14 protein-coding genes are annotated in these 15,359 nt (G+C 68.0%); 5 read left to right on the forward strand and 9 right to left on the reverse strand.

The annotated features are described in order from the left end of the window. Positions 1-31 precede the first annotated feature (31 nt). Positions 32-2,641 (reverse strand): ATP-dependent chaperone ClpB, encoded by a 2,610-nt coding sequence (gene clpB, locus ABZY11_RS01600; RefSeq protein ID WP_356477178.1) that lies wholly within the window; start codon positions 2,639-2,641, stop codon positions 32-34. Between the two features lie 369 nt (positions 2,642-3,010). Between clpB and ABZY11_RS01605 the strand changes: the two genes are divergently transcribed. Continuing rightward, positions 3,011-3,244, forward strand: a complete 234-nt coding sequence (locus ABZY11_RS01605) for a hypothetical protein (protein WP_356477179.1) — start codon at positions 3,011-3,013, stop codon at positions 3,242-3,244. A 29-nt stretch (positions 3,245-3,273) separates the two neighbouring features. Here ABZY11_RS01605 and ABZY11_RS01610 read toward each other — a convergent pair whose 3' ends face one another. Further along, a complete protein-coding gene (locus ABZY11_RS01610) occupies positions 3,274-3,594 on the reverse strand; it encodes a (2Fe-2S)-binding protein (RefSeq protein WP_072487853.1) in 321 nt (106 codons plus the stop codon). Further along, entirely contained in the window at positions 3,591-3,866 is a 276-nt protein-coding gene (locus ABZY11_RS01615; protein ID WP_356477180.1) for a hypothetical protein, read from the reverse strand. Before ABZY11_RS01615 ends, ABZY11_RS01610 begins: the two co-directional genes overlap by 4 nt. A gap of 101 nt (positions 3,867-3,967) precedes the next feature. Here ABZY11_RS01615 and ABZY11_RS01620 point away from each other — a divergent pair, with 101 nt between their 5' ends. Beyond that, on the forward strand, positions 3,968-4,981 hold the full coding sequence (locus tag ABZY11_RS01620) for a helix-turn-helix transcriptional regulator (RefSeq protein ID WP_356477181.1): 1,014 nt from the start codon (positions 3,968-3,970) through the stop codon (positions 4,979-4,981). Between the two features lie 209 nt (positions 4,982-5,190). Here the strand turns inward: ABZY11_RS01620 and ABZY11_RS01625 are convergent, their stop codons facing one another. The 4 genes from ABZY11_RS01625 to dnaK form a co-directional block, all read right to left on the reverse strand. Then, entirely contained in the window at positions 5,191-5,637 is a 447-nt protein-coding gene (locus ABZY11_RS01625) for a helix-turn-helix domain-containing protein (protein WP_356477182.1), read from the reverse strand. Position 5,638: 1 nt separating this feature from the next. Beyond that, the gene (gene dnaJ / locus ABZY11_RS01630) at positions 5,639-6,826 is read right to left on the reverse strand and encodes a molecular chaperone DnaJ (protein WP_356477183.1); all 1,188 of its coding nucleotides are present in this window, start codon (positions 6,824-6,826) and stop codon (positions 5,639-5,641) included. A gap of 93 nt (positions 6,827-6,919) precedes the next feature. Continuing rightward, a complete protein-coding gene (gene grpE / locus ABZY11_RS01635) occupies positions 6,920-7,570 on the reverse strand; it encodes a nucleotide exchange factor GrpE (protein WP_326766428.1) in 651 nt (216 codons plus the stop codon). Next, the gene (gene dnaK / locus ABZY11_RS01640) at positions 7,567-9,408 is read right to left on the reverse strand and encodes a molecular chaperone DnaK (protein ID WP_356477184.1); all 1,842 of its coding nucleotides are present in this window, start codon (positions 9,406-9,408) and stop codon (positions 7,567-7,569) included. Before dnaK ends, grpE begins: the two co-directional genes overlap by 4 nt. A 390-nt stretch (positions 9,409-9,798) precedes the next feature. On the opposite strand from dnaK, the gene ABZY11_RS01645 reads away from it, so the two are divergent. The 3 genes from ABZY11_RS01645 to ABZY11_RS01655 all read left to right on the forward strand — a co-directional run bounded on the left by ABZY11_RS01645 (position 9,799) and on the right by ABZY11_RS01655 (position 13,957). Further along, entirely contained in the window at positions 9,799-10,458 is a 660-nt protein-coding gene (locus ABZY11_RS01645) for a sugar transferase (protein ID WP_356477215.1), read from the forward strand. A gap of 88 nt (positions 10,459-10,546) precedes the next feature. Continuing rightward, positions 10,547-12,829, forward strand: coding sequence for a (Fe-S)-binding protein (locus ABZY11_RS01650; protein ID WP_356477185.1), 2,283 nt, complete (start codon positions 10,547-10,549; stop codon positions 12,827-12,829). Positions 12,830-13,015: 186 nt separating this feature from the next. Then, positions 13,016-13,957 (forward strand): Yip1 family protein, encoded by a 942-nt coding sequence (locus tag ABZY11_RS01655; RefSeq protein WP_356477186.1) that lies wholly within the window; start codon positions 13,016-13,018, stop codon positions 13,955-13,957. 70 nt (positions 13,958-14,027) lie between these two features. On the opposite strand, the gene ABZY11_RS01660 is transcribed toward ABZY11_RS01655, so the two are convergent. Continuing rightward, positions 14,028-14,525 (reverse strand): phosphoribosyltransferase, encoded by a 498-nt coding sequence (locus tag ABZY11_RS01660; RefSeq protein WP_356477216.1) that lies wholly within the window; start codon positions 14,523-14,525, stop codon positions 14,028-14,030. A gap of 35 nt (positions 14,526-14,560) precedes the next feature. After that, positions 14,561-15,136, reverse strand: coding sequence for a dCTP deaminase (gene dcd, locus ABZY11_RS01665; protein WP_114245347.1), 576 nt, complete (start codon positions 15,134-15,136; stop codon positions 14,561-14,563). Positions 15,137-15,359 lie beyond the last annotated feature (223 nt).

The following is a 15,359-nucleotide window of genomic DNA, read 5'->3' on the forward strand; positions in this document are numbered from 1 at the left end:
GGGACCCGGCATCGAACCGGCCGTGTGCCGTCTACGAGGTCCTGCCCGAGGTCGCGGGCCCGACGAGCAGGTCGTCCCCGACCCGCTCCACCCGGACGGTGTCCCCGTCCTTGACCTCGCCCGCGAGGATCTCCTTCGCCAGCCGGTCGCCGATGGCCGTCTGGATGAGGCGGCGCAGCGGCCGTGCCCCGTAGGCCGGGTCGTTGCCCTCCTCGGCCAGCCAGGCCAGGGCCTCGGGCGTGACGTCCAGGGTGAGCCTGCGCTCGGCCAGACGCCCCGCGAGCCGGTCGATCTGGAGCTTCGCGATGTGCGACAGCTCGTCGCCGGACAGCGCGGAGAAGACCACCAGGTCGTCGAGCCGGTTGAGGAACTCCGGCTTGAACGAGGCCCGTACGACCTCCAGGACCTGTTCCTTCTTCACCTCGGGCTCGGTCAGCGGGTCCATCAGGAACTGGCTGCCGAGATTGGAGGTCAGGATCAGGATGGTGTTGCGGAAGTCCACCGTCCGGCCCTGTCCGTCGGTGAGCCTGCCGTCGTCGAGGACCTGGAGCAGGATGTCGAAGACCTCGGGATGGGCCTTCTCGACCTCGTCAAGCAGCACCACGCTGTACGGGCGGCGGCGGACCGCCTCGGTGAGCTGGCCGCCCTCCTCGTAGCCGACGTATCCGGGCGGGGCGCCGACGAGCCGCGCCACGGTGTGCTTCTCGCCGTACTCGCTCATGTCGATGCGGACCATGGCCCGCTCGTCGTCGAACAGGAAGTCGGCGAGTGCCTTCGCCAGCTCCGTCTTGCCGACACCGGTCGGGCCGAGGAAGAGGAACGAGCCCGTGGGACGGTCGGGGTCGGCGATTCCGGCGCGGGTACGGCGTACCGCGTCCGACACCGCCCGTACGGCCTCGGTCTGCCCGATGAGGCGCTTGCCGATCTCGGCCTCCATGCGGAGCAGCTTCTGGGTCTCGCCCTCCAGCAGGCGGCCGGCCGGGATGCCGGTCCAGGAGCCGACGACGTCGGCGATGTCGTCCGGGCCGACCTCCTCCTTCACCATCGTGTCCTTGGCGGCCTCCTGCTCGGCCTCGGTCGCCTCCGCCAGCTCCCGCTCCAGGCCGGGGATCTCCCCGTACAGCAGCTTGGACGCGGTGTCGAAGTCGCCGTCGCGCTGGGCGCGTTCGGCCTGGCCGTGCAGTTCGTCGAGGCGCTCCTTCAGTTCACCGACGCGGTTGAGGCCCTGCTTCTCCTTCTCCCAGCGGGCGGTGAGGCCGCGCAGCTCCTCCTCCTTGTCGGCGAGGTCGCGGCGGAGCTTCTCCAGGCGCTGCTTGGAGCCGGGGTCGGTCTCGTTCTTGAGGGCCAGCTCCTCCATGTGGAGGCGGTCGACGGCGCGCTGGAGCTCGTCGATCTCGACGGGCGAGGAGTCGATCTCCATGCGCAGCCGGGAGGCAGCCTCGTCGACCAGGTCGATGGCCTTGTCGGGGAGGAAGCGGGAGGTGATGTAGCGGTCGGACAGGGTCGCGGCGGCCACCAGCGCGGAGTCCGCGATGGAGACCTTGTGGTGGGCCTCGTAGCGGCCCTTGAGGCCACGCAGGATCGCGATGGTGTCCTCGACGCTCGGCTCCGCCACCAGCACCTGCTGGAAGCGGCGTTCCAGGGCGGCGTCCTTCTCGATCCGCTCGCGGTACTCGTCGAGCGTCGTCGCGCCGACCATGCGGAGCTCGCCGCGGGCCAGCATCGGCTTGAGCATGTTGCCCGCGTCCATGGCGGAGTCGCCGCCGGCGCCCGCGCCGACGACGGTGTGCAGCTCGTCGATGAAGGTGATGATCTGCCCGTCGCTCTCCTTGATCTCGGAGAGGACGGTCTTCAGCCGTTCCTCGAACTCGCCGCGGTACTTGGCGCCCGCGACCATCGCGCCGAGGTCGAGCGAGACGAGCCGCTTGTTCCGCAGGGATTCGGGGACGTCGCCCTTGACGATGCGCTGGGCGAGCCCCTCGACGACCGCCGTCTTGCCGACGCCGGGCTCACCGATGAGCACCGGGTTGTTCTTGGTACGGCGAGACAGCACCTGGACGACGCGGCGGATCTCCTGGTCGCGCCCGATGACCGGGTCGAGCTTGCCCTCGCGTGCGGCCGCGGTGAAGTCCGTACCGAACTTCTCCAGCGCCTTGTACTGGCCCTCCGGGTCGGGTGTGGTCACCCGGCGCCCTCCCCTGCTCTTCTCGAACGCGTCCAGCAGCCTCTTCGCACTGGCCCCCTGCCCACTGAGGATCTCACCGGCCCGGCCGCCCTCGGCCGCGATGCCGATCAGCAGGTGCTCGGTGGAGATGTAGTCGTCGCCGAGTTCCTTCGCGCGCTGCGCGGCATCGGCGATGACGGCGAGCAGCTCACGGTTGGGCTGCGGCGGGGCGACCGTGGACCCGGTGACGCTGGGCTGGGCGCCCAGCAGCCGCTCGGTCTCGGTGCGTACGACGATCTGGTCGGCCTCGACGGCGGCGAGCAGATCGATGATGTTCGCGCTTGCCTGTCGTCCTTCACCCTCAAGCAGCGCGAGCAACAGATGCCCGGGGGTCAGATCGGGGTGCCCGTCCTTCACGGCCCTGCTGGTGGCCGCGTTGATGGCGTCCCGGCTCTTGTTGGTCAGCTCGGCGTCCACGTGCGCTTTCTCCTCCTTGCGGTGACTGGCCCTCTCCACAACACTGACTTAGTCAACGTGCATAAAGTTGAGCCTATTCCACTCAAGCCGATATTGAGTCTACTCCACTCAACTTTAAGTCGGGAGCTGTCCATGGTCCCCGCCCGCTTCGCTCGGGTGCTTCGAGTGAACCGGCCGCACCGGCCCTTCGCCACCGCAGCCGGACCCATGACGGGGCCCGGCGCCGCGCCCGCGCCGCCTACGCCTCCCCCAGGGCACTCGACATGACGAACCCCGGCCCCGAATGCCTCGCCTCCTGGCGCGCACGCCATGTGTGCACCCTCAGATCGACGGGCGCGCCGCTGGGCGACGCCGGAGGGGCGCACGACGGTGCGCACGGAACCCGAGGCGGTGGCCGACCCGGTACGCCGCCACGCGGAACGCTACGAGCGCACGCCGGCACCCACCCCGGACCGGGGCGTCATCGGGATCGCGGTGGACCGGGCGCCCGGCAGGGCCGGAACGCGGACCCGGACCGCGCCCGGCAGAAGAGGGCACACCCGGGAAAAGCACAACGGCGCCATCGTGTTCAGGTCACGATGGCGCCGTTGTGTGGGGGAGTGACTGAGCGACATGGAACGACGGGGGATCGCTCAGGCACTGCGGGGGGTGGCGGAAATAGTCTCTGGCTCGAACAGCTGGTGGTCCCGCCGGTCGAGGTTGACGAAAATCATGTCGTACCGAATCGCACAGCGAACGGGCTGCGGGGCTCCACGCGGCTTGCGGAGGCAACGGTAGGCACGTACTTCGTCGTCTTCTTCACGTGCGACAACGATGGGGTCGCCGAACAGAGTGACCATCAACGAGTCGCCACAGTGGGGGATGGCAGTGACGAGATCGATGAAATGCCAGCCCGATCGGTAGGCCGTGGCCATCTCTCGCCGGAAGGTCCGGTCGTCCGGCGGGATGGTCATGCGCCCGAGCGGGCCGTGGCGGAGCTGGTACCGTCAGGCGAGACCCAGCCGATGTCCGACGGCTCGGCAGGCGAGTTCCAGCCGATGTCGGACGACTTGGGGGGCGAGACCCAACCGATGTCACCGTTGGCCGCGGCCTGGACGACCCACCCGATGTCGCCACCGGCAACACTGTCCTCGCTCCAGCCAATGTCGCTGCCGCCCAGCAGCCCGATGCCCAGGGCCGCGACGAACGAGACGGCAAGCGCCGAGCGATGCATTCGCTTATACATAGTCGGCTTCGTCCTCACTTGTGGATTCTTCTCCCCCGCACCTAAGACGATGTCTCACCTGGGCACGCGAGCACCACTGCGTAGATGCATCATGTTCTTGCATGTTCAGGAACCTGGGGGGTGACGATATGACCACAAGGGACACAAAGCCGACACATTCTCACGGGATCACCGAACTGTGCGACGCGGGAGCACGCCTTTACGCCGGCGCTTTGCGACTGGGACGCATCGCCCGCGCCGAAGTGGAACCGGCGCCCTGCCTCATGGAGTTCGCGCTACTGCATCCCGATCCGGACGACCCGGCCTGGCTCCGGCCCGTTCCGCCGTCCACCGCTCTTGCGCAACATCTGCATCCCATCGAGCGCGAGATCCTGGAACGGCGCCGGCACTCGGTCGAACTGACGGAGTCGTTCGAGCCGTTCATGGACATCAGCACTCTGGGGCCGCCCAGCACCCACGCCATCACCGTGCTGGAGGGCAGGAACCGGATCAACGCGGCCCTCGATCTCGCCACCGCAGAGTGCCGCACCGAAGTACTCACCGTCCAGCCCGGCGGCGGCCGAAGCGAGGATCGTCTCAGCGAGTCGCTGGAACGCGGCCTGTCCGTGGTCCACCGCGGCGTCAGCATCCGCACCCTCTACCAGCACACCGCGCGCCACAGTCCCAGCACACTCGCGTACGCGGAACGCATGACCGACGAAAATGTGGAGATACGCACGCTCGAAGAGCTCATCGGTCGCCTGATCGTGTTCGACCGGACCGTCGCCTTCATCCCGGCCAGCGACGACGACCAAGTCGCTCTGGAACTCCACCATCCCGGGCTCGTGCAGTACCTGGCCAACGTGTTCGAGCAGCTCTGGACCAGAGCGGCTCCACTACGGGAGGAGGTCAAGTACGAACCGACCTCCCTGGGCATCAGCGGAGTTCAACGCTCCATCGCTCAGCTCCTCGTGGAAGGCCATGTGGACGATTCCATCGCTCGCCGCCTCGGCATGAACGTCCGCACCTGCCGGGCCCACGTCGCCAAACTCGCCGCCGCCCTCGGCAGCAACAGCCGAGCCCAGCTCGGCTACCTGATAGCACGGTCGGGGATCCTGGAAGAGGAACAGAGCTGAGGGAGCCCGGTCACGGCACTGGCGCATCACCCGCCCCGGGCCGTCACGGCGCCCCGCAGGGCTACTCCGGTCTCGTGGCCGATGCGGCCCCATAAGGACCCGTCGCTCCGGACGGTGGCCCACGCACACCGACCGGGACGCACGAGAAGGCAGGATCTCCGCAGTGATCCTGCCTTCCGTACAGGGCCGGACGGCTGTCGGGCGCGGACTCAGCCCTTCGGCCGCTTCGGCCGCCAGACCACCAACGCGCTGGCCTGCTGCACATCCTGATACGGCACCAGATCGCGCCGGTACGAAGCATGGACCTGGGCCTCGCGCTGCTGCATCGCCTGTGCCGCGCCGTCCACCGCCGCCGAGAGCTCGGCGACGCGCTGCTGGAGCGCGGCGACCTGGTTCTCCAGCTCGATGATGCGCTTGATGCCGGCGAGGTTGATGCCCTCGTCCTGCGACAGCTGTTGAACGGTACGCAGCAGCTCGATGTCGCGGGCCGAGTAGCGCCTGCCGCGCCCGGCCGTGCGGTCGGGCGAGACCAGGCCGAGACGGTCGTACTGGCGCAGCGTCTGCGGATGCAGGCCCGAGAGCTGGGCCGCGATCGAGATCACGTACACCGGGGATTCATCGGTCAGTTCGTACGGATTGCGTCGTCGGCCGTCCACCTCAAGCTCCCTTCGCTGCCTGGAACAGCTCCGCCCGCGGGTCCTGGCCCGCGGTCGCCTTCCGGTAGGCCTCCAGCGCGTCCCTGGCCTCGTCGCTGAGGTCCCTGGGCACCGTCACCTCGACGGTGACCAGCAGGTCGCCCCGGGTGCCGTCCTTGCGTACGGCGCCCTTGCCGCGGGCGCGCATCGTACGCCCGTTGGGGGTGCCGGCGGGCAGTTTCAGGGTGACCGGCGGACCGCCGAGCGTGGGCACCTTCACCTCGCCGCCGAGCGCCGCCTCCGTGAAGTCGACGGGCACCGTGACCGTGAGGTTGTCGCCCCTGCGGCCGAAGACCGGGTGGGCGTCGACGTGGACCACGACGTACAGATCGCCGGCCGGTCCACCGCGCTCGCCCGGACCGCCCTTGCCGCGCAGCCGGATCCGCTGGCTGTCCGAGACGCCCGCCGGAATCCTGACCTGCATGGTCTTGGAGGACTTCGCCCGTCCGCTGCCCTTGCAGACATCGCACGGGTCCTGGGCGATGAGGCCCCGGCCCTTGCAGTCCACGCAGGGGTCGGTGAGCGAGAAGCCGCCGCCGGTGCCGCGCGACACCTGGCCGGTGCCGAGACAGGTCGGGCAGACCCTGGGGGTGCCGTTCTTGTCACCGGTGCCGGAACACGCCTTGCAGGGCGCCTGGCTGGACATCCGCAGCGGGACCGTGGCCCCTTCGACCGCCTCGGAGAAGCTGAGCGTCACCTCGGACTCGATGTCCTGGCCGCGGCGCGGCTGTACGCGGGTACCCGCGCCGCCGCCCCGGTTGAACAGGCCGCCGAAGACGTCGCCGAGACCGCCGCCGCCGAAACCTCCGGGACCGCCGCCCTGGCCCCCGCCCTGGGTGCCTCCGAAGAGGTCGCCCAGGTCGAAGTTGAAGTTGCCTCCCGCGCCTCCGGGGCCGGCCCTGAAGCCGCCGTTGCCGAAGAGGGCGCGTGCCTCGTCGTACTCCTTGCGCTTCTTGCTGTCACCGAGGATGTCGTTCGCCTCGGAGATCTCCTTGAAGCGCTCCTCCGCCTTGTCGTCACCCTTGTTGGCGTCCGGGTGGAACTCGCGGGCGAGCTTCCGGTACGCCTTCTTGATCTCGGCGTCGGTGGCGTCCTTGGGGACGCCGAGGACCTTGTAGTAGTCCTTCTCGACGAAGTCCTTCGTGCTCATCGACGTCCCTCCTTCCGGACGATCGGCCATGCGACCGGCCCGTTGGCCGGTCGCATGGCCGGGCGGTGGGCCGCGAGGTGGTCGGACGGGATGTCAGACCTCCTCGGTGCCACCGCTCTCCTCGTCGGTTGCCTTCTCTTCCTTGGCTGCGGCCGGTGTCGCACCCGGCTGGGGTTCGGCCACCGCCACCCGCGCGGGGCGGATGGTGCGCTCGCCGATCCGATACCCCGGCTGCAGGATCGCCACGCAGGTCGTCTCGGTGACATCCGGCGCGTACGAGTGCATCAGGGCTTCGTGGATCGTCGGGTCGAAGGGCTCGCCCTCCTTGCCGAACTGCTGCAGGCCCAGCTTGGCGACGACCGTCTCAAGAGACTCGGCCACCGACTTGAACCCGCCCACGAGCTCGCCGTGATCCCGGGCCCGGCCGACGTCGTCGAGCACGGGCAGGAGCTCGGACAGGAGGCCCGCGACGGCGATCTCCTTGACCGTGGCCCGGTCCCGCTCGACGCGGCGGCGGTAGTTCTGGTACTCGGCCTGGAGCCGCTGGAGGTCGCCCGTGCGCTCGTTGAGCGCGGTGCGGACCTGGTCCAGCTGGGCCGTCAGGCCGACTGTCTGTACTGCGTCCCCGGCCGGGGCCGCCCCCTCCTCCGAAGAGGAAGAGGCGTCCTTCGGCTCAGCTCCGTCAGGGGTGGCGCCGGAGGGGACGTCGGGCTTCTCCTCGAAACCCGGAGTCTCCTCGGTCACACCGCACCGCCCTTGGCGTCCTTCTCGTCGTCCACGATCTCGGCGTCGACGACATCGTCGTCGGCCTTGCCCTGCTGGGCACCCGGCTGCGGGCCGCCGTCGGCCTGGGCGTTGGCGTACATCGCCTGGCCGAGCTTCTGCGAGACGGCCGCGACCTTCTCGGTGGCGGTACGGATCTCGGCGGTGTCCTCGCCCTTGAGCTTCTCCTTCAGCTCGGTGAGCGCGGTCTCCACCTCCGTCTTCACGTCGGCGGGGACCTTGTCCTCGTTGTCCTTGAGGAACTTCTCCGTCTGGTAGACGAGCTGCTCGCCCTGGTTGCGCGACTCGGCGGCCTCGCGGCGGCGGTGGTCCTCCTCCGCGTACTGCTCGGCCTCCTCACGCATCCGGTTGACCTCGTCCTTCGGCAGCGAGGAGCCGCCGGTGACGGTCATCTTCTGCTCCTTGCCGGTGCCGAGGTCCTTGGCGGCGACGTGCATGATGCCGTTCGCGTCGATGTCGAACGCGACCTCGATCTGCGGGACGCCACGCGGGGCCGGCGGCAGGCCGGTCAGCTCGAACATTCCGAGCTTCTTGTTGTACGCCGCGATCTCGCGCTCGCCCTGGTAGACCTGGATCTGCACGGACGGCTGGTTGTCCTCGGCCGTCGTGAAGATCTCGGAGCGCTTGGTCGGGATCGTGGTGTTGCGCTCGATGAGCTTCGTCATGATGCCGCCCTTGGTCTCGATACCGAGGGACAGCGGGGTGACGTCGAGCAGCAGGACGTCCTTGACCTCGCCCTTGAGGACACCGGCCTGGAGCGAGGCGCCGATGGCGACGACCTCGTCCGGGTTCACACCCTTGTTGGCCTCCTGGCCACCGGTCAGCTCCTTGACGAGCTCGGCGACGGCCGGCATACGGGTGGAGCCGCCGACGAGAACGACGTGGTCGATCTCGGAGAGCTGGATGCCCGCATCCTTGATGACGTTGTGGAACGGGTTCTTGCAGCGGTCCAGGAGGTCGGCCGTGAGCTGCTGGAACTGCGAGCGCGTGAGCTTCTCGTCCAGGTGCAGCGGGCCCTCGGCGGACGCCGTGATGTAGGGCAGGTTGATCGTGGTCTCGGTCGAGGACGAGAGCTCGATCTTCGCCTTCTCCGCGGCCTCGCGGAGACGCTGGAGAGCCATCTTGTCCTTGGACAGGTCCACGCCGTGCCCGTTGGCGAACTGCTTCACCAGGTAGTCGACGACGCGCTGGTCCCAGTCGTCACCACCGAGGTGGTTGTCACCGTTGGTGGCCTTCACCTCGACGACGCCGTCGCCGATCTCCAGGAGCGATACGTCGAAGGTGCCGCCACCGAGGTCGAAGACGAGGATCGTCTGGTCGTCCTTGTCGAGCCCGTACGCCAGCGCGGCGGCGGTCGGCTCGTTGACGATACGCAGGACGTTCAGGCCCGCGATCTCGCCGGCCTCCTTCGTCGCCTGACGCTCGGAGTCGTTGAAGTACGCGGGGACGGTGATGACCGCGTCGGTCACCTTCTCGCCCAGGTACGACTCGGCGTCGCGCTTCAGCTTCTGCAGGATGAAGGCGCTCATCTGCTGCGGGTTGAAGCTCTTGCCGTCCAGGTCGATCTTCCAGTCAGTGCCCATGTGGCGCTTGACGGAGCGGATGGTCCTGTCGACGTTGGTCACTGCCTGGCGCTTGGCGACCTCGCCGACCAGCACCTCGCCGTTCTTCGCGAAGGCGACGACGGACGGCGTGGTCCTGGCGCCCTCTGCGTTGGTGATGACGGTGGGCTCGCCGCCTTCGAGAACGCTGACGACGGAGTTAGTCGTGCCCAGGTCGATGCCGACCGCACGTGCCATTTCAATTCCTCCAGCTTGACTACTTGAGTGGATCTGGCTCAAGGATGCACGACACCCGTCCCACTGTCAACAGACTTGAGTCGAGCACACTCAACTATCGTGCACAGACCTCGCGCCGACCCCGGATCCCGGCCTCGCACCCCGACGCGCAGCCCCACCCATGAGCCGCACGGGATCCGAAGCACACGCGACACCGCTCCGCCCCCGGGCGCCACAGCCCGCCCCCATCATGGCCTCATGGGATCGTTCTGTCACAAAATGCCGTGAGTCAGGAAAAAACGGCAATCGAACCGCCGCGAACCCAGGCAGGTGCGAACGATGCAGACGCAGAGGATGCAGAAACAGAGGACGCGGAGCAGGCCGCCGACCCTGTCCGCGGTACGGGCACGGATGCGCGCACGGACGCGGGTACGAGTGCGGCAGTGGGACCCGCCGTCGACCAAGCGCGTACTGGATCTGACCCTCGGCTCGGCCCTCCTGGCGCTGGCCGCCCCCCTGCTCGCCGGGGGCGCCCTCGCTCTGGCGGCGCGGCGGCCCCCCGGCGGCGTACTGACCCGCTCACCCCGGGTCGGCCTGAACGGTCACGTCTTCGTGCTGCGCTCCCTGCACACCCGGCGACTCCGGCTCGACTTGCTCTCCAGGCTGCCGTACGTCGTCCGGGGAGACCTCTCCCTGGTCGGCCCGGAACCCCTGGCGCCGGACGGGGAGGACGGGCCCCGCATCGAGGGCGGAACCTGCACTCCGGACTCCGGCGCCTCCCCCGCCGCGAGACACTGGCGGCAAGAACTGAAACCGGGCCTCATCGGCCTGGCACAGGTGCGCTCCCGCTCCGGTATGCCGTGGGACGAGCCGGCCCTGCTGGACCAGCACTACGCCGAGCACCACGGGGTGGGACTGGACCTGGCCATCCTGGCGAGCGCCGCGCACGCCTCGCTGCGCGGGGCGGTCCGTGGGCTCGCCAGGCACGGCAAGGCACGCCTGAGCGACACAGATCACCGCCTGTCCGGCTACAGCACGGCGGAAGAAGTGGATAGTGTCAGCACAGACTGATTAAGTTACTGCTTAGTAATCACAGATAATCGCCAGTACTCGCTCATTGACACTGGACCCCACCCTCGCAGGCTCGAGGAGCCCCCAAATGCAACTCGCCGCGATCATCGTGTCGCTGGTTCTGATCGTGGTCGGCGTGGCCTTGTTCCTCCGCGCCCTCCTGCAGATCTACAACTTCATGCGGCTCGGCCAGAACGTGCCCGCAGGCACCCGCACGGACGAGCCCGCACAGCGCACCGTCACCGTGGCCAGGGAGTTCCTCGGCCACACCCGGATGAACCGCTGGGGCATCGTCGGTGTCGCGCACTGGTTCGTGGCGGTGGGCTTCTTCTCGCTGCTGCTGACGATCGTCAACGCCATCGGCCAGCTCTTCAAGGCCGACTGGATCCTGCCGATCATCGGCGACTGGGCGCCGTACAACGTCTTCGTCGAGTTCATCGGCACGATGACCGTGCTCGGCATCCTGACCCTGATCGTGATCCGCCAACTGGCCCATCCGCGCAAGCCGGGCCGCAAGTCCCGCTTCGCCGGGTCCAACTTCGGCCAGGCGTACTTCGTCGAGGCCGTCATCCTCATCGTCGGCGTCTGCATCTTCATGCTGCACGCCCTCGAAGGCGCCCAGCACCACGTCGACGGCTACGAGTCCTCCTTCTTCATCTCGTACCCGGTCGTCAACTGGCTGGAGGGCATGGACGTCTCCACCCTCCAGAACCTCACCTACTTCTTCGCCGGCCTGAAGATCGCTACCTCCTTCATCTGGATGATCACGGTCGCCCTGAAGCAGGACATGGGTGTCGCGTGGCACCGCTTCCTGGCCTTCCCGAACATCTGGTTCAAGCGCAACGCCAAGGGTGAGACCTCACTCGGTGAGCTGCTGCCGATGACCTCCGGCGGTAAGGAGATCGACTTCGAGGACCCGGGCGAGGACGACGTCTACGGCGTCTCGCAGATCGAGCACTTCTCCTGGAAGGGCCTGCTCGACTTCTCCACCTGCACCGAGTGCGGCCGCTGCCAGTCGCAGTGCCCCGCCTGGAACACCGGCAAGCCGCTCTCCCCCAAGCTCCTGATCATGTCCCTGCGCGACCACGCGCACGCCAAGGCCCCGTACCTGCTGGCCGGCGGCGGCAAGGACATGGAGGGCAACGAGAAGGCGTCCGAGGAGCAGCTCAAGGACGTCCCGGCCGCGGCTCTGGCGGAGGCCGAGCGCCCGCTGATCGGCACGGTCGAGGAGAACGGCGTCATCGACCCGGACGTGCTGTGGTCCTGCACCACCTGCGGTGCGTGCGTGGAGCAGTGCCCGGTCGACATCGAGCACATCGACCACATCGTCGACATGCGCCGCTACCAGGTGATGATCGAGTCCGCGTTCCCGTCCGAGGCGGGCACGATGCTCAAGAACCTGGAGAAGAAGGGCAACCCCTGGGGGCTCGCCAAGAAGCAGCGCGTCGAGTGGACCAAGGAGGTCGACTTCGAGGTCCCGATCGTCGGCAAGGACGTCGAGGACCTCACCGAGATCGACTACCTGTACTGGGTCGGCTGCGCGGGCGCCCTGGAGGACCGGGCGAAGAAGACCACCAAGGCCTTCGCCGAACTGCTCCACATCGCGGGCGTCAAGTTCGCGATCATGGGCGGCGACGAGAAGTGCACCGGTGACTCCGCCCGCCGGCTGGGCAACGAGCCGCTGTTCCAGCAGCTCGGCCAGGAGAACGTCGCGATGCTGAACATGGCGTTCGGCGAGTCCCTCGACGAGGACGGGGGCGTGGACGAGACGACGAAGAAGCCGAAGTCGTCGAAGAAGATCGTCGCGACCTGCCCGCACTGCTTCAACACCATCGCCAACGAGTACCCGCAGCTGGGCGGCGAGTACGAGGTCATCCACCACACCCAGCTGCTCCAGCACCTCATCGACGAGGGCAAGCTGATCCCGGTGACCCCGGTCGAGGGCCTGATCACGTACCACGACCCGTGCTACCTGGGCCGTCACAACAAGATCTACACCCCGCCGCGCGAGATCATCGCGAAGGTCCCGGGCCTCCGGAACGAGGAGATGCACCGCCACAAGGAGCGCGGCTTCTGCTGCGGTGCCGGTGGTGCCCGGATGTGGATGGAGGAGCGGATCGGCAAGCGCATCAACAACGAGCGCGTCGACGAGGCTCTGTCGCTGAACCCCGACATCGTCTCCACCGCCTGCCCGTTCTGCCTCGTCATGCTGACCGACTCGGTCAACGGCAAGAAGAACGACGGCAAGGCGAAGGAGTCGGTCCAGGTGGTCGATGTCTCGCAGCTGCTGCTGGACTCGGTGAAGACCCCGGCCGACCCGGCCGGGGAGACGGAGACGGCGGACGAGCCGGAACCGGAGCCGGTGAAGTAACCCGCTCAGCCGCACGACGGAAGCGGCCGGACCTGCCTCGGGGGCTGGACCGGCCGCTTCCGCGTTCCCGCACCTGGGGCTGTCCCCCCAGGGTTCCCCTAAGGGATGTCACAGCTCGGCGGCAAAGGCGGACAGGTTCCCCCGGCCCCCTGACCGCACCGGCCCGGACCAGGTACGTTCGATGACGTGGCTGGATTCAGGATCGGACGCGGCCGGGACAACCGCACCCCGCAGCAAGCGCAACAGCAACCGCGGCAGCAGCCGTACGGCACACAGGCACCACCGCCGTACGGGCAGCAGCCCTGGCCGCCGGCAGGAGGCAACGCCGCCCCACCCCCGTACAACAACGGCGGCTACGGCAACGGCAACGGTGGCTACAACGGCGGCGGCCAGGGCGGCGGCGGCCACGGCGAACCGGAGTACTTCGGCGACCCGTACAACCAGCCCCAGCACCCCCACGGCCCCCCGCACCAGGGCGACCCGTACGCCAACTCCCCCGGCCACACCCAGGCGTTCAGCATCGGCGAGGACCCGTACGGCCCCGGCGACACCTACCGCGCCGGCCAGGCCCCCGCCCAGCCCACGGGCCCCCGGCTGCGGTGGAAGGAACTGCTCACCGGCATCGTGCTCCGCCCCGGACCGACGTTCTGGCAGATGCGCGACTACCCCGTCTGGGGTCCGGCGCTCATCGTCACGTTCCTGTACGGCCTGCTCGCGCTCTTCGGCTTCGACCAGGCCCGGGAAGACGCGATCAACGCGACGATCTCCACAGCGGTGCCCTACGTCGTCATCACGGGCCTCGGCTTCGTCATCGGCGGCCTGGTCCTGGGCGCGGTCACGCACACGCTCGCCCGCCAGCTGGGCGGCGACGGCGCGTGGCAGCCGACGGTGGGCCTGTCCATGATGATCATGTCGATCACGGACGCGCCCCGCCTGATATTCGCGATCTTCCTCGGCGGCGAGAACTCCCTGGTCCAAATTCTCGGCTGGGTCACCTGGCTGGCCTCGGCCGCGCTCTTCACCTCGATGGTGAGCAAATCGCACGACCTGCCGTGGCCGAAGGCACTGGGCGCGTCCGCGATCCAGCTGATCGCACTGCTGTCGATCATCAAACTGGGCACGATCTGACGCACGACCGCCCACGAACACCGAAAACCCCCGGCACGTTTCCGTGTGCCGGGGGTTTTCGATGTCCTGCTCAGGCGTCGAGAACCTGCCCACTGCGCCGTACGACGGGCTTCTCCACACTCCACGGGAAGTTGATCCAGCGGTCGGTCTTCTTCCACACGTATTCGCACTTCACGAGCGAATGCGACTTCTCGTAGATCACCGCGCTGCGCACCTCGGCGACATGATCGATACAGAAATCACGCACCAGCTTCAGCGTCTTCCCGGTATCGGCGACGTCGTCGGCGATCAGGACCTTCTTGTCCGAGAAGTCGATGACATTCGGAACGGGCGCCAGCATGACCGGCATTTCCAGGGTGGTGCCCACCCCGGTATAGAACTCCACGTTCACCAGATGAATGTTCTTGCAGTCCAGCGCGTAAGCGAGCCCGCCGGCCACGAACACCCCGCCCCGCGCGATGCTGAGCACGACATCCGGCTCGAACCCGTCGTCCGCCACGGCCTGCGCCAGCTCACGCACGGCATGCCCGAAACCCTCGTAAGTCAGGTTCTCCCGCACATCGTCCACGCCCGCGTCCACATCCACGTCACCGCTCATGGGCATCACACCTGGGTCCGATGGAAATTCATGAATGAACGCGACGCGGTCGGCCCGCGCTGGCCCTGATACCGCGAACCGTACCGCTCGGAGCCGTACGGGAACTCCGAGGGCGAACTCAGCCGGAACATGCACAGCTGCCCGATCTTCATCCCCGGCCACAGCTTTATCGGCAGCGTCGCGAGATTCGACAGCTCCAGCGTCACGTGCCCGGAGAAACCGGGGTCGATGAACCCGGCGGTCGAATGCGTCACAAGCCCGAGCCGCCCCAGCGAACTCTTGCCCTCCAGCCGCGACGCAAGATCGTCGGGCAGCGAGACGACCTCGTACGTCGAAGCGAGCACGAACTCACCGGGGTGCAGGATGAACGCCTCATCCCCGTCCGGCTCGACCATGCGAGTCAGATCTGCCTGCTCGACGGCCGGATCAATATGTGGATAGCGGTGGTTCTCGAACACCCGGAAGTAGCGGTCGAGCCGCACATCGATGCTCGAGGGCTGCACCATCGACGCGTCGAACGGATCAATGCGCACACGTCCGGCGTCGATCTCGGCCCGGATGTCCTTATCTGAGAGAAGCACGCCCCGAGGATACGCAGAACGCGCGGGCCCACCCCAATCCGGGCCACCCGCGCGCCTGCCGCCGCCACTACCGCCGCTCGGACACCACGGGCACGGCATGCCGCAACCGCGCACAACGAGGACAGCGAATAAGCCGCCCGGGACCGATCCGCCCGGCCCCGAGCTGCTGCATCGGGAACGAAGCGGTAGCGAAAACGTGCCCTTCGGCACAGCGGACGACGGT

Origin of the sequence: Streptomyces sp. NPDC006510 (genome assembly GCF_040611955.1) — a bacterium.
In the GTDB taxonomy this organism is placed as follows: Bacteria; Actinomycetota; Actinomycetes; order Streptomycetales; family Streptomycetaceae; genus Streptomyces.